This is a genomic window from Pseudomonas sp. FP2335, assembly GCF_030687535.1.
GTDB lineage: Bacteria > Pseudomonadota > Gammaproteobacteria > Pseudomonadales > Pseudomonadaceae > Aquipseudomonas.
Genome location: NZ_CP117437.1, coordinates 4619611 through 4645728, shown reverse-complemented (window position 1 = coordinate 4645728; position 26118 = coordinate 4619611). Strand labels below are relative to the sequence as shown.

Sequence of the window (26118 nt, the reverse complement as noted above, 5' to 3'; positions counted from 1 at the left end):
TGGCGCGGGAATCAATCCCAGCTCAACGCACCACCAGTCTGATACTCGATCACACGGGTCTCAAAGAAGTTCTTCTCTTTCTTCAAGTCCATGATCTCGCTCATCCACGGGAACGGGTTGGTGGTGCCTGGGTATTCTTCCTTCAAGCCGATTTGCGACAGACGACGGTTGGCGATGAACTTGAGGTAGTCCTCCATCATCGCGGCGTTCATGCCCAACACACCGCGGGGCATGGTGTCGCGGGCGTATTCGATCTCCAGTTGGGTCCCTTGCAGGATCATCTGGGTCGCTTCTTCCTTCATCTCGGCATCCCACAGGTGTGGGTTTTCGATTTTGATCTGGTTGATCACGTCGATGCCGAAGTTCAGGTGCATCGACTCGTCGCGCAGGATGTACTGGAACTGCTCGGCCACGCCGGTCATTTTGTTGCGGCGGCCCATGGACAGGATCTGGGTGAAGCCGCAGTAGAAGAAGATGCCTTCCAGCACGCAGTAGTACGCGACCAGGTTGCGCAGCAGTTCCTTGTCGGTGTCGACGGTGCCGGTTTCGAACTTCGGATCGGAGATTGAACGGGTGTACTTCAGGCCCCAGGCGGCTTTCTTCGCGACCGATGGAATCTCGTGGTACATGTTGAAGATCTCGCCTTCATCCATGGCCAGCGATTCGATGCAGTACTGGTAGGCGTGGGTGTGGATCGCCTCTTCGAAGGCCTGGCGCAGGATGTACTGGCGGCACTCCGGGTTGGTGATCAGGCGGTACACGGCCAGCACCAGGTTGTTGGCGACCAGGGAGTCGGCGGTGGAGAAGAAACCCAGGTTGCGCATGACGATGCGACGTTCGTCGTCGGTCAGGCCTTCGGGGTTTTTCCACAGCGCGATGTCGGCGGTCATGTTGACCTCTTGCGGCATCCAGTGGTTGGCGCAGCCGTCGAGGTACTTCTGCCAGGCCCAGTCGTACTTGAAGGGTACGAGTTGGTTGAGGTCGGCGCGGCAGTTGATCATGCGCTTTTCGTCAACGGCGACGCGGGCGGAGGCGCCTTCGAGTTCGGCGAGGCCTTCGGCGATGTCGAGTTTGTCCAGCGCAGCTTTGGCGCGCACGATGGCAGCGGAGTCGTTGGCGGTGACGGCGCGGGCTTCCACGGCAGCGGCAGCGCCGGCACCGTCGAGGCGGTCCATGTTGGCTTCGGTGGCGTGGCCGGCGTTGGCACCTTTGGTGGCTACTTCGCCTTCTTCTTCTTTGTCGAATTCGTCCCAGCTCAGCATGACGTGTCGTCTCCTGCGTGAGGGCTCAAAGGTGCCCGTGTGAAACCGGATGGTTGGGTGTTCACACGGCCCAGAGGCCGCGGTGGATCTTAAGGAATCGTTTGTTGCAACAGCTCGCGCAGGCATTAAACGGAATCAGGGTTACGGGTGGTCTGCTCGAGGCTTGAGGGGCGGAGCGCAGGTGTTTGCTCCAGCGGGGCCTCAGGTCTGGCTCTTCATCCCAGTGTAAAGGGATATTGCAGGCCCGATTTACCCGCGCATTATAGGGAAAAAATCGGCTTTGTGTTGTGGCGGATGGTCACGGATCGCAGACAAAAAGCCTGCTTTTCAAGCCAAGGCACGGGTTTGCTGGGGTTGGCTGGAGGGACGAGCGGCAGGTTTTTTTTCGAGGGGGCGCAGCGCGGGGAGGAGGGGGAGGTTTTTTGGCCGCAAGAACGATTTCTTGCGGCGAGTACGATCAGGTTCAACTTGCACTAACGAAGTTGTTATCCGTTAGAGCAGCCATTGCCCATTACATGGTAATTAAGAATATGGCGCTGACCTTGTGAATCTTCATATTCCATCTTCACCGGTACAACTTCGCAGACTTCTGGAATCGCGCTCATGGACAGTACTTTGGCAACGTCCAGATGGGTGCTGTAAGTGTAGTCCTCGACAATCGGGGCATTGCGGTCAGCTACGTCAGTCGGGGCTTCGTCGGCCAGGGCGGCGGTGGCGCACAAGCTGCTGAGGGCCATAACTACTAGAGCTTTCATTTCTGTGTTTACCTTATTGAGGTCGAAGTGGGTCACGGGGCCTTTGTGAGGCCACGTGTGTAACTTAGGGTTGTTTGGTTCGGATTAACGTTGCCTTCGTGGGGGCTGTTGCGTTGTTAATCACAGTGCCTCTGTTGGCGGAAGTGATTCTAGGCTCGCGGGTTATATTCATATACCCGTGCTTTTGATAAACACTATTGGCGGTTTTTGTAACAATCCACGGGTAAAGCTTTTTTCATCAAGGCGCAAAACGCCACGGGCCGCGGGCCAGAGCCGCCAAAGCACATAGCAGGGCAAAATGTAGGGGCTTGTTACTACCATCGTCGAATGGTTCTATGGGGCAGCCCCGGCTAAAACAGGGCATACAAAAACAACTATTGTCACCGAGGTAAGAAAGATGAGTGCGGCTTCCCTGTACCCCGTTCGCCCCGAAGTAGCAGCCAACACGCTGACCGACGAGGCGACCTACAAGGCCATGTACCAGCAGTCGGTGGTCAACCCCGATGGTTTCTGGCGTGAGCAAGCCAAGCGCCTTGACTGGGTCAAGCCTTTCACCGCGGTGAAGCAGACCTCGTTCGACGATCACCATGTCGACATCAAGTGGTTTGCCGATGGCACCCTGAACGTTTCCTACAACTGCCTGGACCGTCACCTCGCCGAGCGTGGCGACCAGGCTGCGATCATCTGGGAGGGCGACGATCCTTCCGAAAGCCGCACCATCACCTATCGCGAGCTGCATGAAGAAGTCTGCAAGTTCGCCAACGCCCTGCGCGGCCAGGATGTGCATCGCGGCGACGTGGTGACTATCTATATGCCAATGATCCCCGAAGCCGTGGTCGCCATGCTGGCGTGTGCCCGTATCGGTGCGATCCACTCCGTGGTGTTTGGCGGTTTCTCGCCGGAAGCCCTGGCCGGTCGCATCATCGACTGTAAGTCGAAGGTGGTGATCACCGCCGACGAAGGTATCCGCGCCGGTAAGAAGATTCCGCTGAAGGCCAACGTCGACGACGCCCTGACCAACCCGGAAACCAGCAGCATCCAGAAAGTCATCGTGTGCAAGCGCACCAGTGGCAACATCAAGTGGAACCAGCATCGCGACATCTGGTACGAAGACCTGATGAAAGTGGCCGGCACCGTCTGCGCACCCAAAGAGATGGGCGCCGAAGAGGCCCTCTTCATCCTTTATACCTCCGGCTCCACCGGCAAGCCCAAGGGCGTGCAGCACACCACCGGCGGCTATCTGCTCTACGCGGCCCTGACCCACGAGCGCGTGTTCGACTACCGCCCGGGTGAAATCTACTGGTGCACCGCCGACGTCGGTTGGGTTACCGGCCACACCTATATCGTCTACGGCCCGCTGGCCAATGGCGCGACCACGCTGCTGTTCGAAGGCGTGCCCAACTACCCGGACATCACCCGCGTCGGCAAGATCGTCGACAAGCACAAGGTCAATATCCTCTACACCGCGCCGACCGCTATCCGCGCGATGATGGCGTCCGGCACTGCCGCTTGCGAGGGCGTGGATGGCAGCAGCCTGCGTCTGCTGGGGTCGGTGGGTGAGCCGATTAACCCTGAAGCGTGGGACTGGTACTACAAGAACGTCGGACAATCCCGTTGCCCGATCGTCGACACCTGGTGGCAAACCGAAACCGGCGCGACGTTGATGAGCCCGCTGCCGGGCGCCCATGCGCTCAAGCCGGGTTCAGCGGCGCGGCCGTTCTTTGGCGTGGTGCCGGCGTTGGTGGACAACCTGGGCAACATCATCGAAGGCGCTGCCGAAGGCAACCTGGTGATCCTCGATTCGTGGCCAGGCCAGGCGCGGACGCTGTACGGCGACCATGACCGGTTCGTCGACACCTACTTCAAGACCTTCCGTGGCATGTACTTCACCGGCGACGGCGCGCGTCGTGATGAAGACGGCTACTGGTGGATCACCGGGCGCGTGGATGACGTGTTGAACGTGTCTGGCCACCGCATGGGCACCGCCGAGATCGAAAGTGCCATGGTGGCCCACCCGAAAGTCGCCGAAGCGGCGGTGGTCGGTGTGCCGCATGACATCAAGGGCCAGGGCATCTATGTGTATGTCACCCTCAAGAATGGCGAAGAGCCGAACGAAGCGCTGCGCCTGGAATTGAAGAACTGGGTGCGTAAAGAGATCGGGCCGATTGCTTCGCCGGACGTGATCCAGTGGGCGCCGGGCTTGCCGAAGACGCGTTCGGGGAAAATCATGCGCCGCATTCTGCGCAAGATTGCCACGGCCGAGTACGACGGGCTGGGGGATATTTCCACCCTGGCGGACCCAGGCGTGGTGGCGCATTTGATTGAAACGCACAAGACCATGAACGTCGCGTAAGGCGGGTTGGTGGTACAGAGCCCTATTCGGTGTAAGCCGGATGGGGCTTTTTTGTGGGACCTTGCAAACTGTGGAGATCCCCGGTGGGAGCGGGCTTGCTCGCGAATGCGGTGGGTCATTCAACATCTCCAGCGACTGACACTCTGCATTCGCGAGCAAGCCCGCTCCCACATTTGGATTGCATTTCATAGCGAGGGCGGTGGTGGTATGACGAGCCTGCATAACCATCAAGCCAATAAATATCGGTTTCTCTCGTAGGACGTTTCTGAATGTTACCGGCGGCCCTAAATGTGTAACCCCGCGCCCAAACATGAGGCAAAGCGCTACGCCTGCGCACCGAAAAGCCCCATTGCAGACACCCATCTCAATAAGATTAAACGCCAGACTTGCCGTGCCAGAAGGGTTTGCGAATAATAGGCCCGCAATTTGCAGTATCAATAGGTTTAATGTCTTTTGTCTCTGCATAAAATTCAGAGGCTGTCAATGTGCTGGAACCGCTTTCTCGGTGCTTCTGTAAATTGTTGTCGCATTGAGGAAATATCGGCTTCCGGCCTGTCGTTAGAATGCCGATCACTCGCTCGTCGTCTCCGGTGTGTAACTGGTGTAGGACGCAGCACCGCAATTCGGTTTCCCTTATGTCGCATCGTGGGCCATGGCTCATACTGCTGTTTTGCCCTATACCGATGGAGTCCCAAGATGAAGAAACTCGTGCTGTTGGGCGCCCTGGCGCTGTCCGTGCTGTCCATGCAGGCTTTCGCTGATGAGAAGCCTCTGAAAATTGGTATCGAAGCGGCCTACCCTCCGTTTGCCTCGAAGGCGCCGGATGGCAGCATCGTGGGTTTTGACTACGACATCGGCAACGCCCTGTGCGAAGAGATGAAGGTCAAGTGCACCTGGGTCGAGCAAGAGTTCGACGGCCTGATCCCGGCGCTCAAAGTACGCAAGATCGACGCGATCCTGTCGTCCATGTCCATCACCGAAGATCGCAAGAAGTCCGTGGACTTCACCAAACGCTACTACCTGAGCCCGGCGCGCCTGGTGATGAAGGACGGCGTAGCGGTCAGCGACAGCCTGGCTGAGCTCAAAGACAAGAAGATCGGCGTGCAGCGCGGTTCGATCCACGACCGTTTCGCCAAGGAAGTGCTGGCTCCCAAAGGCGCCACCATCGTTCCTTACAGCACCCAGAACGAAATCTACCTGGACGTGGCTGCCGGTCGTCTTGACGGTACCGTGGCCGACGCCACCCTGCTGGAAGACGGTTTCCTGAAGACCGACGCTGGCAAAGGCTACGCGTTCACCGGCCCATCCTTCACCGACGCCAAATACTTCGGCGACGGTATCGGCATCGCGGTCCGCAAAGGCGACAAGGAAAACCTGGACCGCATCAACGCTGCCATCACCGCGATCCGTGCCAACGGCAAATACAAAGAAATCGAGAAAAAGTACTTCAACTTCGATATTTACGGCCCAGAAGCCCAGTAAATACTCGCAGCTGTCAGTCCGAAATGGCGCAAGCAACAGAATTCCTGAGGTTTGCGCCATTTTTTCATCCCCCTTTTCGAGGACCTGAATCATGTTGAAAGGCTACGGGGCCGTCATCCTCGATGGCGCATGGTTGACGCTTCAGCTCGCCTTGTCGTCCATGGCCTTGGCCATTGTTCTGGGTCTGATCGGGGTCGCGTTACGCCTGTCGCCGGTGCGCTGGTTGGCCTGGCTGGGTGACTTGTACTCCACGGTGATTCGCGGAATCCCTGACCTGGTGCTGATCCTGCTGATTTTCTACGGCGGCCAGGACCTGCTCAACCGCGTCGCGCCGATGCTCGGCTACGACGACTATATCGACTTGAACCCCTTGGCCGCCGGCATCGGCACCCTGGGTTTCATCTTTGGCGCCTACCTGTCGGAAACCTTCCGCGGCGCCTTCATGGCTATTCCCAAGGGCCAGGCCGAGGCCGGCCTGGCGTATGGCATGAGCAGTTTCCAGGTGTTTTTCCGGGTGATGGTGCCGCAGATGATCCGGCTGGCGATCCCTGGCTTCACCAACAACTGGCTGGTCCTCACCAAGGCCACCGCGCTGATCTCGGTGGTGGGTTTGCAAGACATGATGTTCAAGGCCAAGCAGGCGGCAGACGCCACCCGCGAGCCTTTTACCTTCTTCCTCGCAGTGGCGGCGATGTACCTGGTGATCACCAGCGTGTCGTTGCTGGCCCTGCGTCATCTTGAGAAGCGCTACTCGGTAGGCGTAAGGGCGGCTGATCTATGATCTTCGACTACAACGTCATCTGGGAGGCCATGCCGCTGTACCTTGGCGGCCTGCTGACCACCCTGAAACTGCTCGCCATCTCGTTGTTCTTCGGCCTGCTCGCCGCCTTGCCCCTGGGCTTGATGCGTGTGTCCAAGCAGCCGGTGGTCAACGGTGCGGCCTGGCTCTACACCTATGTGATCCGCGGTACGCCGATGCTGGTGCAGCTGTTCCTGATCTACTACGGCCTGGCCCAGTTCGAAGTGGTGCGCGAGAGCTTCCTGTGGCCGCTGCTGTCCAGCGCCACGTTCTGTGCGTGCCTGGCGTTTGCGATCAACACCAGCGCCTACACCGCCGAGATCATTGCCGGTAGCCTCAAGGCCACGCCCAATGGCGAGATCGAAGCGGCCAAGGCCATGGGCATGTCGCGCTACAAGCTGTATCGCCGCATCCTGCTGCCGTCGGCCCTGCGCCGCGCACTGCCGCAGTACAGCAACGAAGTAATCATGATGTTGCAGACCACCAGCCTGGCCTCGATCGTCACCCTGATCGACATCACCGGTGCCGCGCGCACGGTGAATGCGCAGTTCTACCTGCCGTTCGAAGCCTACATCACCGCCGGCGTGTTCTACCTGTGCCTGACCTTCATCCTGGTGCGCCTGTTCAAGTTGGCCGAGCGCCGTTGGCTGAGCTACCTGGCTCCAAGGAAGCACTGATATGGAACGTATCGATCACCTGTTGCCCTGGGGGCATTTGGGCTGCGAGCGCCAACTGAGCGTGTTCCGCTTCGGCAGCGGCGAGCGCAAGGCCTATATCCAGGCCAGCCTGCACGCCGATGAATTGCCCGGCATGCGCACCGCCTGGGAACTGAAAAAGCGTCTCACCGAGCTGGAAGAGCAGGGCGCCCTCAACGGCGTCATCGAGCTGGTCCCGGTGGCCAACCCGATGGGCCTCGGCCAGCTGCTGCAAGGCGCACACCAGGGGCGTTTCGAGGTCGGCAGCGGCAAGAACTTCAACCGCGATTTCGTCGCGTTGGACGAGCCGGTTGCCGCGCTGCTGGAAGGCAAGCTGGGGGACGATCCTCACGCCAACGTGCGCCTGATCCGACAGGCCATGATTGACACTATCGACGCCTTGCCTGAGCCGGCGAGCCAGCTGCAAGGCATGCAGCGGGTGCTGTTGCGCCACGCCTGCAACGCTGACGTGGTGCTCGACCTGCATTGCGACTGCGAAGCCGCGTTGCACCTGTATGCGTTGCCCCAGCATTGGCCGCAGTGGCGTTCGCTGGCCGCGCACCTGAATGTGAAGGTCGGCCTGTTGGCGGAAGACTCCGGTGGCAGTTCGTTCGATGAAGCCTGCTCGACGCCCTGGCTGCGTTTGTCCAAGGCGTTTCCAGACGCGCAGATCCCGTTGGCGTGCCTGGCGACTACGCTGGAGTTGGGTGGCCAATCCGACACCGGGCGCGACGAGGCGATTTTCCACGCCGAAGGCATTCTGGCGTTCCTCGCCGAGCAAGGCCTGATCAAGGGCCAATGGCCGGCGGCACAATTCGATGCCTGTGAAGGCATGCCGTTCGAAGGCACCGAGATGCTGTTCGCGCCCCATCCCGGCGTGATCAGCTTCCTGCGCAAGCCGGGTGAATGGGTCGAGGCCGGTGATGAGATTTTTGAAGTGATTGATCCCTTGTCCGACCAGGTCAGCATTGTTTGCGCCGGCACGTCCGGGGTGCTGTTTGCCGTTGAGCGGCTGCGTTATGCCCAAGCAGGTTTTTGGCTGGCCAAGGTCGCGGGGCGCGAAGCCCTGCGCCATGGCAATTTGCTGAATGACTGACCCACTGTTTTTGTGAGAACCGACCGCATGTACAAACTTGAAGTCCAAGACCTGCATAAACGCTATGGCAGTCATGAAGTGCTCAAAGGCGTGTCCCTGGCCGCCGCGGCCGGTGACGTGATCAGCATCATCGGTTCCAGCGGTTCGGGCAAAAGTACCTTTTTGCGCTGCATCAACCTGCTGGAGCAACCCCACGCCGGCAAGATCCTGCTCAATAACGAAGAGCTGAAACTGGTGGCCAACAAGGACGGCGCCCTCAAGGCCGCCGATCCGAAACAGCTGCAGCGCATGCGTTCGCGCCTGTCGATGGTGTTCCAGCATTTCAACCTGTGGTCGCACATGACCGCGTTGGAAAATGTCATGGAAGCGCCGGTGCACGTGCTCGGCATGTCGAAGAAAGACGCCCGTGAAAAGGCCGAGCATTACCTGGCCAAGGTCGGCGTGGGCCATCGCAAGGATGCGTTCCCCGGCCACATGTCCGGCGGCGAGCAGCAACGTGTGGCGATTGCCCGTGCCCTGGCGATGGAACCGGAGGTGATGTTGTTCGACGAACCCACTTCGGCCCTCGACCCGGAACTGGTCGGTGAAGTGCTCAAGGTGATGCAGGACCTGGCCCAGGAAGGCCGCACCATGGTGGTGGTGACGCACGAAATGGGCTTTGCCCGTGAAGTGTCGAACCAGTTGGTGTTTTTGCACAAAGGTATCGTCGAAGAACGTGGCAACCCGCGTGAAGTACTGGTGAACCCGCAGTCCGAGCGTTTGCAGCAGTTCTTGTCCGGTAGCTTGAAATAATCAAGGCTGCTTTTGTGCACTGAAGTAGTGCGTGATCGGAAGTCTTGAGGCTAGCTCAAATCCCCTGTGGGAGCGGGCTTGCTCGCGAAAGCGGTACATCAGATATACCTGTATCAACTGAAACACCGCTTTCGCGAGCAAGCCCGCTCCCACATTGGTTCTTCACCGTTTTTAAGATTTGTGTTGGTTTACCGGCTAGCATTAGCCCCTGTCTTCATTACTGTTACTCGCTTCGGATAGCCCTACATGACCGCCCATCGCATTGGTTTCCTGATTTGGCCCAGCACAAAAGCACTCACGCTTGCGCTGGCTGAGGAGGCCTTGCGCGTTGCTCAGCGGGTGCATCCGGACGTGGTCTACGAACTGTCGTTCCTGCTCGCCGAGCCGGCCTCCGATGGCGCCTGGCAACTGCCGGGCGAGCCGTGGGGCGGCAAGCTGGAAGGTTTCCAGAAACTGTTCCTGCTGGCGGACGAGCCGCCCGCCGCCATCGCCTCGCAACTGAGCAGCGCGCTCAAGCAACTGGTGCGCGCCGGATGCGTGATCGGTGGCTTGTCGGCCGGTGTCTACCCGCTGGCCCAGCTCGGCCTGCTCGACGGCTACCGTGCCGCCGTGCACTGGCGCTGGCAGGACGATTTCGCCGAGCGTTTCCCCAAGGTCATCGCCACCAGCCACCTGTTCGACTGGGACCGCGACCGTCTCACCGCCTGCGGTGGCATGTCGGTACTCGACCTGCTGCTGGCGGTGCTGGCCCGCGATCACGGGGCCGAACTGGCCGGTGCGGTCTCCGAAGAACTGGTGGTGGAGCGCATCCGCGAAGGCGGTGAACGCCAGCGCATTCCGTTGCAGAACCGCCTGGGTTCCAGCCACCCGAAGCTGACCCAGGCCGTGCTGTTGATGGAAGCGAATATCGAAGAGCCGCTGACCACCGACGAAATCGCCCAGCACGTGTGCGTGTCGCGACGACAACTCGAGCGCATCTTCAAGCAATACCTCAACCGCGTTCCCAGCCAGTATTACCTGGAACTGCGCCTGAACAAGGCGCGCCAGATGCTCATGCAAACCAGCAAGTCGATCATCCAGATCGGCCTGTCGTGCGGCTTCTCCTCGGGGCCGCACTTCTCCAGCGCCTACCGCAATTTCTTCGGCGCCACCCCGCGTGAAGACCGCAACCAGCGGCGCAGCAGCAGCCCGTTCGAGCTGTCGTCGGTGCCCGCCGAACGCGGCTAGATGCTTATTCCTCCTCTGTCTGGGGCGTCGGTGGCGACAACGGGTTGCCCTGCTCATCCACGCTCGCCTCGGGCACCCGGAAATCTATGCCGGTGCGCTGGTAGTAGCTGCGCAGCCTGCCAATACTTTGCGCCGACCAAGGGTTGTCACTCAGGTCGCAGTCCTCCAGAAACGTGGGGATCATCTCCAGCAGGTCGGGGGGGATGTGGCTGATCTGGTTCTGGCTCACGTCCAGTGTGTCCAGCGCGCTGAGTTGAAACACGCCGCGAGGCAACTCGCGGATCCGGGTGTTGCGCAGGTGCAGTGAAGTCAACTGGCTCAACCGCCTGACATCGGGTGCCAGTGTCAGCGGGTTCTCGCTCAAGTCCAGAAACTCGATGTCCGCCAAGTCGCCGATGGCCGCGCTGTCGGAAGCGCTGAGCCTGAGTTGGCAGTGGGACAGTCCCAGGCTTGTCAGTTTGCGCAGGCTGAACAGCGATTGCGGCAACGCTGGCAGATGACACTGGGTCACGACCAGCGATTGCAGGTTCGGGAAACAGCCCAAGGTGCCGTCGAGCCCGGTGGTCGTGCCATCGCCGGTGTATTGGAACCAGGACACATGGTCGAAGCGTGCGCTCAGTTGCGGCAGGTCACCGAGGATGGGAGTGTCCAACACCAGCGCATGGGTGAGTTCATCATTCAGGCTCTCTTCGTCTTCGGCTCCTTCGCGGCGCCACGCCTGTTGCAGCAGGGTCTTGAAATCATTGCGCAGCAGTTGCTCACGCGCCCGTTCCGCTTCGTCCAGCGGCGTATCCAGTATGGGGTGGCGTTGCGGTACATCCAGCATCCACTGTTGCAGGTCTGTCGTCAGTTGGGCGTATTCGGCTTCCAGGCGGCCGAGGGTGGGGGACACGGCGTCCATGGTGCCGGGGAGCCTGAAAATGAAGCGGTCGGCTTCGGCCTCGGTAAAGGTCGGGTACAGGCGCAACAGGCGCTCCCGATCGGCCTCGGGGGCCTGGGCATTGAAGTTTTCTCGCCAGGCCTGGCTGTAGCGTTTGACCTGTTCGAGCGCCGCGGGCGATAGCGGGTTGCCGGACAGGTCATAGGCGCGGCTGACCTGCGCCGACAAGTTGAACAGTTCTTCGGGCAGCGTCTCGATGGCGTTATTGCTCAAGTTCACCGTGCTGCGCGGCACGCCGTTGACCAGGCTGGCGGGCACTGCGCGCAGGCCGGTGTTGGCCAGCAATACGTTGGACAGCCTCGGTAGTTGATGAAAGTCTGGCGTACGGCCCAGGGGGTTGTGGCTCAGGTCCAGGTATTCCAGGTGTTGCATGCCTTGCAGGGCGGTTGCGGCGGGCGCTGACAGTGTGATGTTGCACCGGGGCAGGCCGAGAAACGTCAGGTTGGGCCGTGAAAGGATCGCGGCGGGGATCTGCCCGAGTGGGGCGTTTTCGATGTCCAGGATGTCCAGCGCAGGGAAACTGTCGAGAAACGCCGCGGGCTCCAGTGCGCGGCCATTACCGTGAATCACCAGAGAACGCACATGGTCGAAGCGCGCGCTGAGCGTCGGCAGCTCGCCGACCAGGGGTTGGTCGATGACCAGGGACTGGAGCATGCGTGTCTCCTGAGTCGTGATCCGCCTCCAGCTGTCTTCCAGGCGCTGGCTCAAGGCACTGCGCCGGGCCTGTTCCAGGGCCGGTTGCCCGGGTGCCTGGCGCCAGGTGCTGAGCTGTTGTTGCAGCCTGTCCAGTTCACCGGCCAAGCGTGCCAGTTCGATCCGCCCCTGTTCGATATTGCCCGGCAGGGTAAAAATCAAGCGGTTGATTGCCGGGCGGTCCAGTGTCGGGTACAGCCGCTGCGCGTCGCGGATGTCGGTGGGGTGGGCGTCGGCCTCCCAGCAGGTGCGGTGGACCTGGAAGTAAGCCTTGACCCGTTGCAGGGTCGAGCCGGAAAGGGGGTTGTTCGACAGGTCCAATCGGTAGCTGGAGGTGGCAGGCTGGTTGTAGATCGCTTCAGGCAGCTCGCTGATGCGGTTGTCGCTCAGGATGGCCGCCTCCAGCTCAGGCCGGTTGAGTAGGCCCGCGGGCACGCGATCGATGCCGGTGCGGGTCAGGTCCAGGGCTATCAGGTTGTGCAGGGCTTGCACATCCGGCACCAGGCCCAGCGGGTTGTGATCCAGCGCGAGGGTTTGCAGGCGGCTCATCGAGGCGAGCTCAACCTGGTTGGCAGCTGTGAGCACTATGTTGCAGTCGCTCAGGCTGAGGGTGTTGAGGTTCGGCCAGGTGTGTACTTGCGCCGGTAATCTGCCCAGGGGCGTGTGGCGCACTTCCAGGTGACGCACGCGCTGGAAGCGACTCAAAAACGCCTGGGCGCCACGGGTCGTGCGCGTGCCGATCAGGGACAGCAGCGACACGTGGTCGAAATGGGCGCTCAGGTTGGGCAGCTCGCCCATGATCGGTATGTCCAGACGCAGGGTATGGCCGTTGCGTGCGGGGTCGTCGAAGTACTGGTCGACATCGGTTTCACGCAGCCAGGCCTGTTCGAGTTGCCGGGCCATCAGTTGCCGGTTGCGCCGTTCATAACGGCGTTGGCGGGGGGTGAGCGGCTCGCCGGTTTCAGGGTGGTGGGTAGGGGGCGCGGTTTGCCAGGCCGCCAGCTCTTGCTGCAGTTGGCGATGTTCCTCAGCCAGGGCCGCCAACTGGTTGGCCGCACCGCCGGGTTGGCGTTCCCACTGCTCGAGCAGCGCGGGGATGCGGTCGCGGTCGAGCCGTGGGTACAGCAGCTCGGCCCGTTGTTGCAGCGTCAGGGGTTGGTCGGAGGCGGGCGGTTGAGCGGGATAGCCGCCGTTGTTACCCAGCAGGCGCAGGGTTTCGAGTGACGGCGCTTCGGGCGCGCCATTGCTGAGTACTACGCGCAACTCATCCCGGGGCAGCGGCCGTTGGCGCAAGCGGCGTTTGAGTTCCGTGCCGTCGGTGACCTGGATGCCCAGCGCGTCGCGTTGCGCATCGGGCAAGGCTTTAAGGATGGCGCTGTACAGGTCGGTTTCGCCAAACAGCGCACCCCGGTCGTCATAGGGCACATAGCGGCCATTGTCGGTACGTACCAGGGTGCGCACGATGGTGGCATCGGCGGGGCCGACGCTGTTCCAGACCGGCCCGTGCGGCGATTGATAGCGGGCCACCAGGCGCACCCGAGGCGACCAGCGCGGCATCAGTTTCAGCGAGTTGAGCGCCAGGCGATCGCTGTCGATACCCGCTGTTGCATCCAGGTGCTGGCCTTCATAGGCGCGATTGAGGCGAACCTCCCGCATGGCGGTCATGGCCAGTTGCGCCAGGCGCGGCGGCGTGCGTTGCTGGTCCAGCGTGTGCAGCTCGCTGCCGGTGGCGTGCTCCAGCAGGTGCTCGGCGACATTCACCGGCAACCCAGGTGCGGTGTCGATCAGGCGCTGGGCAGCGGCAGACGGGGCGGGTTGCGGGAGCGTGTAGCGCGAGTCGAACAGTTGCGCGCGTTGCCGTTCGGCAATGTCGGCCAGCACGCGGCGCAGGTTTTTCGCGCGGGTATCCAGGCTCAATTGCGGATCGCTGGCCCGTTCGCCGAACGATGCGCGGATCTCTTGCGGGCTCAGGGCCTCCAGCACGATCTTGAGCAAGTTGCCGTTCTTCAACTGCGCTTCGTGGATCTGCACCACGGGCCGGTCGCTTTCACCGAAGCGCCACGCCACGTTACCTTCGGCATCCAGAAAATGCAGGGCTTTGGAGGTTGGCCAATAGCCGTAGCTGGTCAGCAGTTGCAACTGATCCTGTGGATCGATCGCGAGGTACACCGCCGGGTCGTCACTGCGCAGTTGCTCGATCAGTTGCTCAATGGCGCGGTTGATGCGCATCCGGCTCAAGGTGTCGCTGAGCAATGGGGGAAGCGGGTCGCCCCTGACGTGCATCCTGCGCAGGGCGGCTTCATCCACGCCGCTCAGTTGCAGGGCCAGCGCACGGTCGGCGTCGCTGAGGTCATGCGCGCGGTGACCCAGGCGCTGCAGCAAGGTCGAGGAGTCCCATTGCATCGGCTGCTCCAGCTCGCTGTGCCAGGCGCCGGCGCCGTTATGGGTGAGGGTCGGGCGGTAGGCGTCGGGGCGGCTGGGGTGTTTGATCACATAGCGCCCGGTACCGGGCGTCTGCTCCACGGCATAGTGCTGGCCTGCCAGGGGCAGGATGGCCTCGTCACGCACCTTCAGCAGCCCCAGCCCGTCATGCCCCAGGCGCGGCGGCACGTTTATGGCCTGTTGGTAGGGCTTGAGGTCGGGTTTCCAGTAGCGGGTCTTGCCATTGGCGAGGGTGACGGGCTTGAAACGGTCGATGAACGTCAACACGTTCTGTGGCAGCAGCTTGCGCAGTTCGGTCACGCCCAAGGTGCTGCCGGCGACAAAAATACCCGCCTGCACCAAGGATTCGAGGATATTCATCAGGTGGCCGAACGCCTGCTTGTCCAGGCCTTGCGCCCAATCGACGATGCCTTCAAACACCTCATCCAGCAGTTGATAGGCCATGTAGCCCAGCATCAGTTCACCCAGGCCCGGGATGAAGGGCGCCACCACCAGCAGCACGGCGTTGAGCACCGATGAGGCGACGCTGACAAACGAGTCCCACAACGCCCAGCGTGCATTTCGATCGGCATCGGCGGTGGGCACGGCCAAGGTGCGGGCGTCATTGAGCAGCTTGTTTAGCGTCTGCTGATACAGGTGTTGCCAGACGTCGCCTGAAATCGCTGTGGCAGCCACTTGCAGCGTGGGCGCAGCGATGGACTCCTCGCGCCACGGCGCCTGGCCATCGCCCGGCTTGGGAGGGTGCCAGGTGATCCGTGCCAACCGCTGTTTGAGGTCGGCAAAAAACACCCCGCGTTGCGCGTGGGCCACGAAACGGCTGAAAAAACCCTGGTACTGCTCGTCACGCAGCTGCTCGGCCAGGGTCTGCTGGAAGGCGCGCGACGATGCATATTCCTTGATGGGGTGCTGCGGGTCGTCCGGCACATAGGCCACCACGCGCTGTACCGTGCGGGCGTGCTCCGGGTCGGGGGCGAACAGCAGGATGCCGGTGAGTGGGGCGTCCATCATGCTCAGGGCATGGCACACCATGGGACGGCCGCCGATCGTCACGCCAGTGCGCCCGGCGATCAGGTCTTCAATCGCCCTGGCGTAATCGGCCTGGATGTCGCCCTGTACCCGCGCCACTTGCAGGGCTGCGCGCAGGGCGGCCTTTTGGTGGATGTTGACTTTGTGCTGCAGCACGGCGCGGGCGACGGGCTCTGTCATGCCCAGCGCCTCGCGCAGGTAGGTGGCATAGCGGGCGCCGATATCCAGTTCGCGGCACAGCCTGGTGAAGGCGGCAATCGACAGGGCCTGTTTGATCGCGGGCAAGGTGTCGAACTGTCCGTCGTCGGAGGGTCGGGTGATAAAGGTCGAGCCCGCCTCGTATGCCTGCGGGCGCATTTCCTGGGCGTCGAAGTTATGCAGGGCCGCGTCCAGCAGTGACACGGTCCAGGCCCGCGCCCCGCCTGAGGTCAACGAGGGAAACCAGGGCACGTGCTGGGGAATGTACAGGCGCACGAAGATCGCTTCGGCATCCAGGTTCAGGCTGAAGCGAGTGAGCAGGGCGTCTTCGAGGATCGGCTTGGCGAAGGCCCTGGCGTCCTGTACGTGTGCGAGGGCCTGGTCAAGGTTGTTGCGGGCGGTCCAGAGCTCGGCAGTGTGTTGGCTGAGCGCGGTTTTTAATGGCGCGGGCGCGTTCGCCAGCGCCACGGCGTGTTGCGGTTGGGCGTTTTTCAGGTCGCTGCGGGTGCGGGTGCTGGCTTGCCCGAGCCACTGTGGGAACGCACCGAGCAGCGGTGCGTAATGGCTGTCCGGGTGGCGGGTACTCTGGGCCAGGGTGGCAGGAGGGGAAGCGGTCGTCATGAGCTTGATCTCTTGGGTCATGAAAACGGCTAGTAGATCAGCGGCACTGCGGCCCAGGAGCTTAGATAGTTAGGGGGCGGGGCGTGTATTGGTCCTGCCGTAAAACCGCCGGGCAGTTTAAACTGCGCCTTTGCGACGCTATTTGTCGCATTGGCGTAAACCCGCTGAAAACGCGGGTTGGCGCTATAAGAAGTTGTCGCTTGGCGACAAGGCTGCACTGAAAACTGTCCTTACAATCCCTGCATCGCCCGCCAGTTCCAGGCAGGCGTTCCTCTTCAGGAGACTCCGATGTCCGTTGAGCAAGCCCCGGTGCAACGTGCCGATTTCGACCAGGTCATGGTGCCCAATTACGCACCTGCCGCATTCATCCCCGTGCGTGGCGAAGGTTCCCGTGTATGGGACCAGGCGGGTCGCGAGCTGATCGACTTTGCCGGCGGTATCGCGGTCAACGTATTGGGCCATGCCCATCCGGCGCTGGTCGGTGCACTGACCGAGCAGGCCAACAAGCTGTGGCACGTCTCCAACGTCTTCACCAACGAGCCGGCGCTGCGCCTGGCCCACAAGCTGATCGACGCCACCTTTGCCGAGCGTGTGTTCTTCTGCAACTCCGGCGCCGAAGCCAACGAGGCCGCGTTCAAGCTGGCCCGTCGCGTCGCGTTCGACCGTTTCGGCACTGAGAAGTACGAGATCATCGCCGCGCTGAACAGCTTCCACGGCCGCACCCTGTTCACTGTCAACGTCGGTGGCCAGTCCAAGTACTCCGATGGTTTCGGTCCAAAAATCACCGGCATCACCCACGTTCCCTACAACGACCTGGCCGCGCTGAAAGCCGCCGTTTCGGACAAGACCTGCGCCGTGGTGCTGGAGCCGATCCAGGGCGAAGGCGGCGTGCTGCCGGCCGAACTGGCCTACCTGCAAGGTGCCCGTGAGCTGTGCGACGCGCACGACGCTCTGTTGGTGTTCGACGAAGTGCAAACCGGCATGGGCCGCACCGGCAAGCTGTTCGCCTACCAGCACTACGGCGTGACCCCGGACATCCTGACCAGCGCCAAGAGCCTGGGCGGTGGTTTCCCGATCGCGGCGATGCTCACCACCGAAGCGCTGGCCAAACACCTGGTCGTGGGCACCCACGGCACCACCTACGGCGGCAACCCGCTGGCATGTGCGGTGGGCGAGGCGGTGATCGACGTGATCAACACCCCGCAAGTGCTGGCTGGCGTGAACGCCAAGCACGACCTGTTCAAGGCGCGCCTGGAGCAGATCGGCAAGCAATACGGCATCTTCACCGAAGTGCGCGGCATGGGCCTGCTGCTCGGCTGCGTGTTGAGCGACGCGTTCAAGGGCAAGGCCAAGGACGTGTTCAACGCGGCCGAGAAAGAAAACCTGATGATCCTGCAAGCCGGCCCGGACGTGGTGCGTTTTGCCCCAAGCCTGGTGGTGGAAGAGGCGGACATCAAGGAAGGTCTGGACCGTTTTGAGCGTGCTGTGAAGACGTTGACGCAAGGCTGATACACGGTTCGGTGACCGGCGATGCGGGCACCGAACACAAATTTTGTATGCCGGACTCCTTGGTTGGAGCTGTGAAGGTCAAATGTGGGAGCGGGCTTGCTCGCGAATGCAGTGGTTCAGTCACCTCAAATGTTGAATGACACACCGCTTTCGCGAGCAAGCCCGCTCCCACACTTGACCTCACTGGTCTCAAGACTGTGTCCGGCATTTTTTCCTGCAAGTTTTTCGAGTTAAGGAGTGACACCATGCTGGTGATGCGCCCCGCGCAAATGGCTGATCTGGGCGAGGTACAGCGTCTGGCTGCGGACAGCCCGATTGGTGTCACCTCCCTGCCGGATGACGTCGAGCGCCTCAGCGACAAGATCGCCGCCAGTGAAGCGTCCTTCGCGGCCGAGGTCAGTTTCAACGGTGAAGAAAGCTATTTCTTCGTGCTCGAAGACACCGAGACCGGCAGGCTCGCCGGTTGCTCGGCCATCGTCGCCTCGGCCGGTTACTCGGAACCTTTCTACAGTTTTCGTAACGAGACCTTTGTGCACGCCTCCCGCGAGCTGAAGATCCACAACAAGATCCACGTGCTTTCCCAATGCCATGACCTCACCGGCAACAGCCTGCTCACCAGTTTCTACGTGGTGCCCGAGCTGGTCGGTTCGCCGTGGTCGGAACTCAATTCCCGTGGCCGCCTGCTGTTCGTCGCCAGCCACCCCGAGCGCTTTGCCGACTCGGTGGTGACCGAGATCGTCGGCTACAGCGACGAGAACGGTGACTCGCCGTTCTGGGACGCCATCGGTCGCAACTTCTTCGACCTCAACTACGCCGCCGCCGAGCGCTTGTGCGGGCTGAAAAGCCGCACTTTTCTCGCCGAGCTGATGCCCCATTACCCGATCTATGTGCCGCTGTTGCCGGACGAAGCCCAGGAAGCCATGGGCCAGGTGCACCCGCGTGCGCAGATCACCTTCGACATCCTGATGCGCGAAGGCTTCGAGACCGACCATTACATCGACATCTTCGACGGTGGCCCGACGTTGCACGCGCGGGTTTCGGGCATTCGTTCGATTGCCCAGAGCCGCGTGGTGCCGGTGAAGATCGGCGAGATGGTCAAGGGGGTCGGTCGCCAGTACCTGGTGAGCAATGCGCAGTTGCAGGATTACCGCGCGGTGATGCTGGAACTGGACTACGCACCGGGCAAGCCAGTCACCCTGGACCTGGCAGCGGCCGAAGCGTTGGGCGTCGGCGAAGGCGCGAGCGTGCGCCTGGTCGCGGTTTAAAAGCAGAGTTTCGCGGGTGGCTCGAACAGAGCGGCCCGTCTGAGGAGATAGCATGATCGTTCGTCCCGTACGCAGCAGCGACTTACCGGCCCTGATTGATCTGGCGCGCAGCACCGGCACCGGCCTCACCACCTTGCCGGCCAACGAAGAGCGCCTGACCCACCGCGTGGGCTGGGCCGAAAAAACCTTTCGCGGCGACGCCGGGCGCGGCGATGCCGACTACCTGTTCGTGCTGGAAAACGACGAAGGCCGCGTGGTGGGTATTTCCGCCATCGCTGGCGCCGTCGGCCTGCGTGAGCCCTGGTACAACTTCCGGGTCGGCCTGACGGTCAGCGCCTCCCAGGAGCTGAATATCTACCGTGAGATCCCGACGCTGTTCCTGGCCAACGACCTCACCGGCAATTCCGAGCTGTGCTCGTTGTTCCTGCACGCCGATTACCGCACCGGCCTCAACGGTCGCATGCTGGCCAAGGCGCGCATGCTGTTTATCGCCGAGTTCCCGCAACTGTTCGGCAACAAGATCATCGCCGAGATGCGCGGGGTGTCCAATGACGCCGGGCGTTCGCCGTTCTGGGAAAGCCTGGGGCGACACTTCTTCAAGATGGAATTCAGCCAGGCCGATTACCTCACCGGGGTCGGCAACAAGGCCTTTATCGCCGAACTGATGCCGAAATTTCCGCTGTACAGCTGCTTCCTTTCCGAGGATGCGCGCAACGTGATCGGCAAGGTCCACCCGGACACCGAACCGGCGCTGAGCATGCTCAAGAGTGAAGGTTTCAGCTACCAGGGCTACGTCGACATCTTCGACGCAGGCCCGGCGGTGGAGTGCGAGACCAGCAAGATCCGTGCGGTGCGCGACAGCCAGGCCCTGGTGCTGGCGATTGGCACGCCGGGGGAGGATGCCACGCCGTTCCTGATCCATAACCGCAAGCGCGAGGAGTGCCGCATCACCGCCGCTCCGGCCCGTCTGGCGGCCGGTACGCTGGTGGTCGATCCGCAGACCGCCAAGCGCCTGCAGCTGGTGGTGGGTGATCAAGTGCGTGCCGTACCGTTGTCTGCTGCTCGGGAGTCGAAATAATGAATTCGCTGTATATCGCAGGTAGCTGGCTGGCTGGCCAGGGTGAACTGTTTGAATCGCGCAACCCCGTGACCCAGCAGGTGCTGTGGGCCGGCAACGGCGCCACTGCCGAGCAGGTCGAGTCTGCCGTGCAGGCTGCGCGCCAGGCATTCCCGGCCTGGGCCCGGCGCCCGCTGGAAGAGCGCATCGGTGTACTGGAAGCCTTCGCGGCTACCCTGAAGAAACGCGCTGATGAAATCGCCCGTTGCATCGGTGAGGAAACTGGCAAGCCGCTGTGGGAGTCGGCCACCGAAGTCACCAGCATGGCCAACAAGATCGCGATCTCGGTGCAAAGCTACCGCGAGCGCACCGGCGAGAAGAGCGGCCCCCTGGGCGACGCCACTGCGGTGTTGCGCCACAAACCCCACGGTGTGGTGGCGGTGTTTGGCCCGTATAACTTCCCCGGCCACTTGCCTAACGGGCATATCGTCCCGGCGTTGCTGGCGGGCAATACCGTACTGTTCAAACCCAGCGAGCTGACCCCCAAGGTCGCCGAGCTGACCGTGCAGTGCTGGATCGAAGCCGGTTTGCCGGCGGGCGTGTTGAACCTGCTGCAAGGTGCTCGGGAAACCGGGATCGCGCTGGCGGCCAACCCGGGGATCGACGGGTTGTTCTTCACCGGCTCCAGCCGCACCGGCAATCATCTGCACCAGCAATTCTCCGGGCGCCCGGACAAGATCCTGGCGCTGGAAATGGGCGGCAACAACCCGCTGGTGGTCGACGAAGTGGCCGACGTGGATGCGGCGGTCTACACCATTATCCAGTCGGCGTTTATCTCGGCTGGCCAGCGCTGCACCTGTGCCCGGCGCCTGCTGGTGCCGCAAGGCGCGTGGGGCGATGCGCTGCTGGCGCGGCTGGTCGCTGTGAGTTCGACGATTGAAGTGGGGGCATTCGACCAGCAACCCGCGCCGTTCATGGGCTCGGTGATTTCCCTGGCAGCGGCCAAAGCGTTGATGGAGGCCCAGGAACTGATGCTGGCCAACGGCGCCGTGGCGTTGCTGGAAATGACCCAGCCGCAGGCTCAGGCCGCGCTGTTGACGCCCGGCATCATCGACGTGACCGGTGTGACCGAGCGCGAAGACGAAGAACTGTTCGGCCCGCTGTTGCAGGTGATTCGCTACGCTGATTTCGCCGCGGCGATTGCCGAGGCCAACAACACCCAGTACGGCCTGGCCGCGGGTTTGTTGTCGGACTCCGAAGCGCGTTACCAGCAGTTCTGGCTGGAAAGCCGCGCCGGGATCGTCAACTGGAACAAACAACTGACCGGCGCGGCGAGTACCGCGCCGTTCGGTGGGGTAGGGGCGTCGGGCAACCATCGCGCCAGTGCGTATTACGCGGCGGATTATTGTGCATATCCGGTGGCGTCGCTGGAAACTCCATCATTGGTTGTCCCAGCAACCCTGACTCCTGGGATAACACTGATCTAAATGAGGGAGCGGGCTTGCTCGCGAAAGCAGTCTGTCAGTTGATGCATCAGGTGCCTGACTCACCGCATTCGCGAGCAAGCCCGCTCCCACATTTGATCTCTGTTGTGTTGAAGATTGCCTATAAAAACAGATGTTCGTGGAGCCTCGCCGATGAAATCCTATGAAGTCAATTTTGACGGTCTAGTGGGGCCGACCCATAACTACGGCGGTTTGTCCTTCGGCAACGTCGCGTCCCAGAGCAACAGCCAACAGCATTCCAACCCCAAGGAAGCGGCGTTGCAGGGCTTGCAGAAAATGAAGGCCCTGATGGACATGGGCTTTGTGCAAGGCGTGCTGGCGCCCCAGGAGCGTCCTGATGTGGCAGCTTTGCGCAACTTAGGCTTCAGCGGCAGCGACGCACAGGTCATCCAGCAAGCCGCCAAGGATGCGATGCCTCTGTTGGTGGCAAGCTGCTCGGCATCGAGCATGTGGGTGGCCAACGCCGCCACGGTCAGCCCGAGTGCCGACACCGCGGATGGCCGCGTGCATTTCACCGCCGCCAACCTCAACTGCAAATACCACCGCAGCATCGAGCACCCGACCACCAGCCGCGTGCTGGGGGCGATGTTTGCCGATCAGAAGCACTTCGCCCACCACGCCGCGTTGCCGGCGGTGGCGCAGTTCGGCGACGAAGGCGCCGCCAACCACACGCGTTTCTGCCGTGAATATGGCGAGGCCGGCGTCGAGTTCTTTGTGTTCGGTCGCAGTGCGTTTGACAGCCGTTTTCCGGCGCCGCAGAAGTATCCGGCGCGCCAGACACTGGAAGCATCCCAGGCCGTTGCGCGCCTGCACGGTCTGAAGGATGCAGGCGTGGTCTACGCCCAGCAGAACCCGGCGGTGATCGATGCCGGTGTGTTCCACAACGACGTGATCGCGGTGGGCAACGGCGAAGTGCTGTTCTATCACGAGGACGCGTTCCTCAATACCGAACAGATGCTCGCTGAATTGCACGGCAAGTTGGGCAAGCTGGGCGGCAACTTCCAGTCAGTGTGCGTGCCGCGCGCCCTGGTCAGTGTCGAGGACGCGGTGCGCTCCTACCTGTTCAACAGCCAGCTGCTGACTCGCCCTGACGGCTCGATGCTGCTGATCGTGCCGGAAGAATGCCGCGTCAACGAACGTGTGTGGAATTACCTGCAAGGCCTGACCGCCTCCGGTGGGCTGATCCGCGAAGTGAAGGTGTTCGACCTCAAGCAAAGCATGCAGAACGGCGGTGGCCCGGCGTGCCTGCGTTTGCGCGTGGCGTTGAACGAAACCGAGCTGGCAGCGGTGAACCCAGGGGTTATCATGACCGCGCCGTTGTACGACACCCTGACCCAATGGGTCGGCAAGCACTACCGCGACAGCCTGCGCGAAACCGACCTGGCTGACCCGCAATTGCTGCTTGAATGCCGGACGGCACTGGATGAACTGACGCAAATCCTTAAACTGGGCAGCGTTTATCCTTTCCAGATCAATTAACGCCACCTTCTATTACGACCTTTGGCTGAGAACTATTTATGACCACCGACACCCTGAAACTGATTCTTGAAGACACCGACGGCACCCAGCTGGAAACTTCCTGCACCCGCGTCGCCGTGGTGTGGCAGGGCAAGGAAATCTGGATCCAGCACGACGGCCGCGGCCAACTGCTGATCGGCGTGGACGTGGAAGAAGGCGACGCCGAATACGCCAACCTGCTGATGCGCCCATTGGCCACCAACCTGATGAGCCTGCAACTGGAAATGGAACCGGCCGACGTCGAAGGTGATGACGACGATCACGTCCACGGCCCAGGCTGCAACCACTAAGGAAGCGCTCTATGCTCGCCCTCGGCAAACTGCTTGAACTGACCCTCGCCGGTCGCGAACCGGCGCAAAAAATTCAACTGACTGTCGGCGGCGTGCAGATGCGCTGGCTCAGCGAGGGCGCGCTTGAAGTGCGCCCACCGCAGGCCCAGGACAACGGCAGCGACCTGCTGCTGTCGTCCGGGATCCATGGCAACGAAACCGCGCCGATCGAACTGCTCGACCGCCTGTTGCATGGCATCGCCCGTGGGGAGATCAAACCCCGCAACCGTATTCTGTTCCTGTTCGGCAACCCCGAGGCCATGCGCCGCGGTGAGCGTTACCTGGAATTGGACGTCAACCGGCTGTTCAACGGCCGGCACGAACAAAACATCGGCCCGGAGGCCATGCGCGCCGCCGAGCTGGAGCAATTGGCCCGCAGCTTCTTCAGCCAGCCGGGCCGTGCGCGCCTGCATTACGACCTGCATACCGCGATTCGTGGCTCGAAGATCGAGCAGTTTGCGCTGTACCCGTGGAAGGCCGGGCGCCAGCATTCGCGCCGAGAGCTGGCGCGTCTGCGCGCCGCCGGCATGGAAGCTGTGCTGTTGCAGAACAAGACTTCGATCACCTTCACCGCCTTTACCTACGAGCAGCTCGACGCCGAAGCCTTCACCCTGGAGTTGGGCAAGGCGCGGCCGTTCGGGCAGAACCAGGGGGTGGACGTGTCGCGCCTGGAGGCGCGCCTCAAGCAGATCATCGAAGGCACCGAGCCTGCCGACGACAGCCTGGATGGCCTGCAACTGTTTGCCGTGTCGCGCGAAGTCATCAAGCACAGCGATGCATTCCTGCTGCACTTGCCGGCGGACGTGGAAAACTTCTCGCCGTTGGACAAGGGCTACCTGCTCGCCGAAGACGTCGCCAAGACCCGCTGGGTGATCGAGGAGGAGGGCGCGCGCATCATCTTTCCCAACCCGAAAGTGAAAAACGGCTTGCGCGCTGGGATCCTGATCGTGCCGACTACCGCGCAAGACCTGGTTTAGTCATTCAGGTATTGCCTGCGCGGCGGGAGCCCAAGTTCCATGCGTAGCCCGTTCTCGGTAAACGCTGGGGGGTTGGTCGTGGTGGGTGGGGTGCTTGGGTCTCGATCAAAGTCGAACGGCTGTGCGGCTGTTGGCAGACCAACGGCTTGCAACTCAGGGTTGTTCACGGGAAATCGAGGCTTGGTGCCGTCAATACCGTCCAGGCTGGTGCCACGCAACAGGGTGCCCGTGACGTGGTTGTAGGCGTGGCATAGCTCGTGGAACAGATTGATGATACTGGGCGTGCCGGGCTGCACGTCGGTGGTGTTGTACCAGATCCTTCCACCGTAGGACGGCCGCCCGGGCTGGTCATTCTCGATGAATGGCAACGCAGCGCTTGCGGGGTCTGGAATGAACTGGCCATTAGGCTTGGGGTAAAACTCATGGATCGTGACGGGACGCCCGCTCGCCAGTGCCGCGCCTTCGAGCTCGGCCATCAGCCGTTGGCCGGTGGGTGAGCCGAGCAGCATCCGCAGGTCGTCGTTGACCCGCTCGACGAATTGCGCGCTGCCTTGTATGGCTACGCCGCAATGAGCCAGCTCCTTGGGTTCGATATGGACAGTATGGGCAGCCAGCTCGCCGGGTGGGAACTGGTCGAGGTGCTCGGGGTGGAGCAACAGGGAGTGATCTATCGTCAGGCTGCTTTTCCAGCTGTAGTAAGTGATGTCATTGGCTTTGAGCCGGGTGACATCATCCTGGCCTTCGCCGGTGTAGATGACGTTGCTGCCAGGCCCGGCCTCGATCCGGTCGTTGCCTCTGGCACCATTGAGGATGTTGTGCCCCTGGCCGCCCACAATGTGGTCATCGCCGTCGCCGCCATCAATGTAGGTTGAACCGGTGCCGCCGCTGATGGTGTCGTTGCCGGGCCCGCCGTATACCGTCATATGGATGTCCTGGTAACCGTGCACGTCGTCATCACCTGGGCCGGCCTCGATATGGCAGCGCCCGTTGATGGCCCAGATGAAGTCATCACCGGGGCCGGTATACAGGCTGGCGGTTCTTGCCGCACTGAGGATGCGGTCGTTGCCTTCGCCGCTGAAGACAAACACCGGCACTGACACGTTATCGTCAATGTGGATCCGGTCGTCGCCGCCCTGAGTGTCGAGGACCAGGGTTTGGCTGCGCGAGTCGAGGGTGATCTCGTAGCGTGGCTGGTTGACCTGTGCGGTCAGCGTCAGTAAGCCGTCGACAGCTGGCGCGGCGGCGAAGAGGTTGATCGTGTCATTCCTGTCGAAGGTGGTGATACACAGCTGGTCGACGCCTTCATCCCTGAACAGTTTGCGCTCGATGCGCACGTTTTCATCTGCGATCAGTTCATGTACCTCGACGAACCCGGGGCCGCCTGGGCGTTCGTTGGTGGGTTCTTGGCGAGGGTTTTGGGTCAGTGTGTTTGCGTCGATGACATAGGCGCCATCGGTATTTCGGTCTGGAAGCATGCTGCGTTTTCTCCGGTGTTGAGTAAGGGGTGGACCTTACTTAACCGCGAGTGCGCAGTATCGAGGAGGTAGATATACAGGGCCGAATACAAGACGCCCCGG

18 protein-coding genes are annotated in these 26118 nt (G+C 61.8%); 14 read left to right on the top strand and 4 right to left on the bottom strand.

The features are described 5' to 3' along the window. Nucleotides 1-11: 11 nt before the first annotated feature. Nucleotides 12-1262, bottom strand: coding sequence for a ribonucleotide-diphosphate reductase subunit beta (locus PSH81_RS20810; protein WP_305391406.1), 1251 nt, complete (start codon nucleotides 1260-1262; stop codon nucleotides 12-14). 485 nt (nucleotides 1263-1747) lie between these two features. Beyond that, complete coding sequence (locus PSH81_RS20805; protein WP_192300705.1) at nucleotides 1748-2017, bottom strand: DUF2790 domain-containing protein; 270 nt, start codon at nucleotides 2015-2017, stop codon at nucleotides 1748-1750. 397 nt (nucleotides 2018-2414) lie between these two features. Between PSH81_RS20805 and acs the strand changes: the two genes are divergently transcribed. The 7 genes from acs to argR all read left to right on the top strand — a co-directional run bounded on the left by acs (nucleotide 2415) and on the right by argR (nucleotide 10461). Beyond that, nucleotides 2415-4370, top strand: coding sequence for an acetate--CoA ligase (gene acs / locus PSH81_RS20800; RefSeq protein WP_192300637.1), 1956 nt, complete (start codon nucleotides 2415-2417; stop codon nucleotides 4368-4370). 696 nt (nucleotides 4371-5066) lie between these two features. Further along, complete coding sequence (locus PSH81_RS20795; protein WP_226457534.1) at nucleotides 5067-5852, top strand: ABC transporter substrate-binding protein; 786 nt, start codon at nucleotides 5067-5069, stop codon at nucleotides 5850-5852. Nucleotides 5853-5943: 91 nt separating this feature from the next. Then, on the top strand, nucleotides 5944-6633 hold the full coding sequence (locus tag PSH81_RS20790) for an ABC transporter permease (RefSeq protein WP_010208305.1): 690 nt from the start codon (nucleotides 5944-5946) through the stop codon (nucleotides 6631-6633). After that, a complete protein-coding gene (locus PSH81_RS20785) occupies nucleotides 6630-7328 on the top strand; it encodes an ABC transporter permease (RefSeq protein ID WP_061449306.1) in 699 nt (232 codons plus the stop codon). The genes PSH81_RS20790 and PSH81_RS20785 overlap by 4 nt, the downstream gene beginning before the upstream one ends. Before the next feature lies 1 nt (nucleotide 7329). Further along, nucleotides 7330-8442: a M14 family metallopeptidase gene (locus PSH81_RS20780; RefSeq protein WP_305391405.1), complete on the top strand. Its 1113-nt coding sequence runs from the start codon at nucleotides 7330-7332 to the stop codon at nucleotides 8440-8442. A gap of 27 nt (nucleotides 8443-8469) precedes the next feature. Continuing rightward, nucleotides 8470-9234 carry an ABC transporter ATP-binding protein gene (locus PSH81_RS20775; RefSeq protein ID WP_090400457.1) on the top strand — a complete coding sequence of 255 codons (765 nt, stop codon included), beginning with the start codon at nucleotides 8470-8472 and terminating at the stop codon, nucleotides 9232-9234. A 246-nt stretch (nucleotides 9235-9480) separates the two neighbouring features. Further along, nucleotides 9481-10461: a transcriptional regulator ArgR gene (argR, locus tag PSH81_RS20770; protein ID WP_305391404.1), complete on the top strand. Its 981-nt coding sequence runs from the start codon at nucleotides 9481-9483 to the stop codon at nucleotides 10459-10461. 4 nt (nucleotides 10462-10465) lie between these two features. On the opposite strand, the gene PSH81_RS20765 is transcribed toward argR, so the two are convergent. Then, nucleotides 10466-16381, bottom strand: a complete 5916-nt coding sequence (locus PSH81_RS20765; RefSeq protein ID WP_305391403.1) for a dermonecrotic toxin domain-containing protein — start codon at nucleotides 16379-16381, stop codon at nucleotides 10466-10468. Nucleotides 16382-16669: 288 nt separating this feature from the next. Here PSH81_RS20765 and PSH81_RS20760 point away from each other — a divergent pair, with 288 nt between their 5' ends. The 7 genes from PSH81_RS20760 to astE all read left to right on the top strand — a co-directional run bounded on the left by PSH81_RS20760 (nucleotide 16670) and on the right by astE (nucleotide 24541). After that, nucleotides 16670-17890, top strand: a complete 1221-nt coding sequence (locus PSH81_RS20760; protein WP_192300642.1) for an aspartate aminotransferase family protein — start codon at nucleotides 16670-16672, stop codon at nucleotides 17888-17890. 245 nt (nucleotides 17891-18135) lie between these two features. Beyond that, the gene (gene aruF, locus PSH81_RS20755; protein ID WP_226457538.1) at nucleotides 18136-19155 is read left to right on the top strand and encodes an arginine/ornithine succinyltransferase subunit alpha; all 1020 of its coding nucleotides are present in this window, start codon (nucleotides 18136-18138) and stop codon (nucleotides 19153-19155) included. A gap of 52 nt (nucleotides 19156-19207) precedes the next feature. Further along, complete coding sequence (gene astA, locus PSH81_RS20750) at nucleotides 19208-20233, top strand: arginine N-succinyltransferase (RefSeq protein ID WP_192300643.1); 1026 nt, start codon at nucleotides 19208-19210, stop codon at nucleotides 20231-20233. Continuing rightward, complete coding sequence (astD, locus tag PSH81_RS20745; RefSeq protein WP_305392797.1) at nucleotides 20230-21699, top strand: succinylglutamate-semialdehyde dehydrogenase; 1470 nt, start codon at nucleotides 20230-20232, stop codon at nucleotides 21697-21699. The genes astA and astD overlap by 4 nt, the downstream gene beginning before the upstream one ends. A 150-nt stretch (nucleotides 21700-21849) precedes the next feature. Next, nucleotides 21850-23196: an N-succinylarginine dihydrolase gene (gene astB / locus PSH81_RS20740; protein ID WP_226457539.1), complete on the top strand. Its 1347-nt coding sequence runs from the start codon at nucleotides 21850-21852 to the stop codon at nucleotides 23194-23196. A 38-nt stretch (nucleotides 23197-23234) separates the two neighbouring features. Then, a complete protein-coding gene (locus PSH81_RS20735; RefSeq protein WP_003214319.1) occupies nucleotides 23235-23525 on the top strand; it encodes a hypothetical protein in 291 nt (96 codons plus the stop codon). A gap of 11 nt (nucleotides 23526-23536) precedes the next feature. Next, the gene (gene astE / locus PSH81_RS20730) at nucleotides 23537-24541 is read left to right on the top strand and encodes a succinylglutamate desuccinylase (RefSeq protein WP_226457540.1); all 1005 of its coding nucleotides are present in this window, start codon (nucleotides 23537-23539) and stop codon (nucleotides 24539-24541) included. On the opposite strand, the gene PSH81_RS20725 is transcribed toward astE, so the two are convergent. Beyond that, nucleotides 24538-26016 carry a M91 family zinc metallopeptidase gene (locus tag PSH81_RS20725; RefSeq protein WP_305391402.1) on the bottom strand — a complete coding sequence of 493 codons (1479 nt, stop codon included), beginning with the start codon at nucleotides 26014-26016 and terminating at the stop codon, nucleotides 24538-24540. The two genes, astE and PSH81_RS20725, sit on opposite strands and share 4 nt — an antisense overlap. Nucleotides 26017-26118 lie beyond the last annotated feature (102 nt).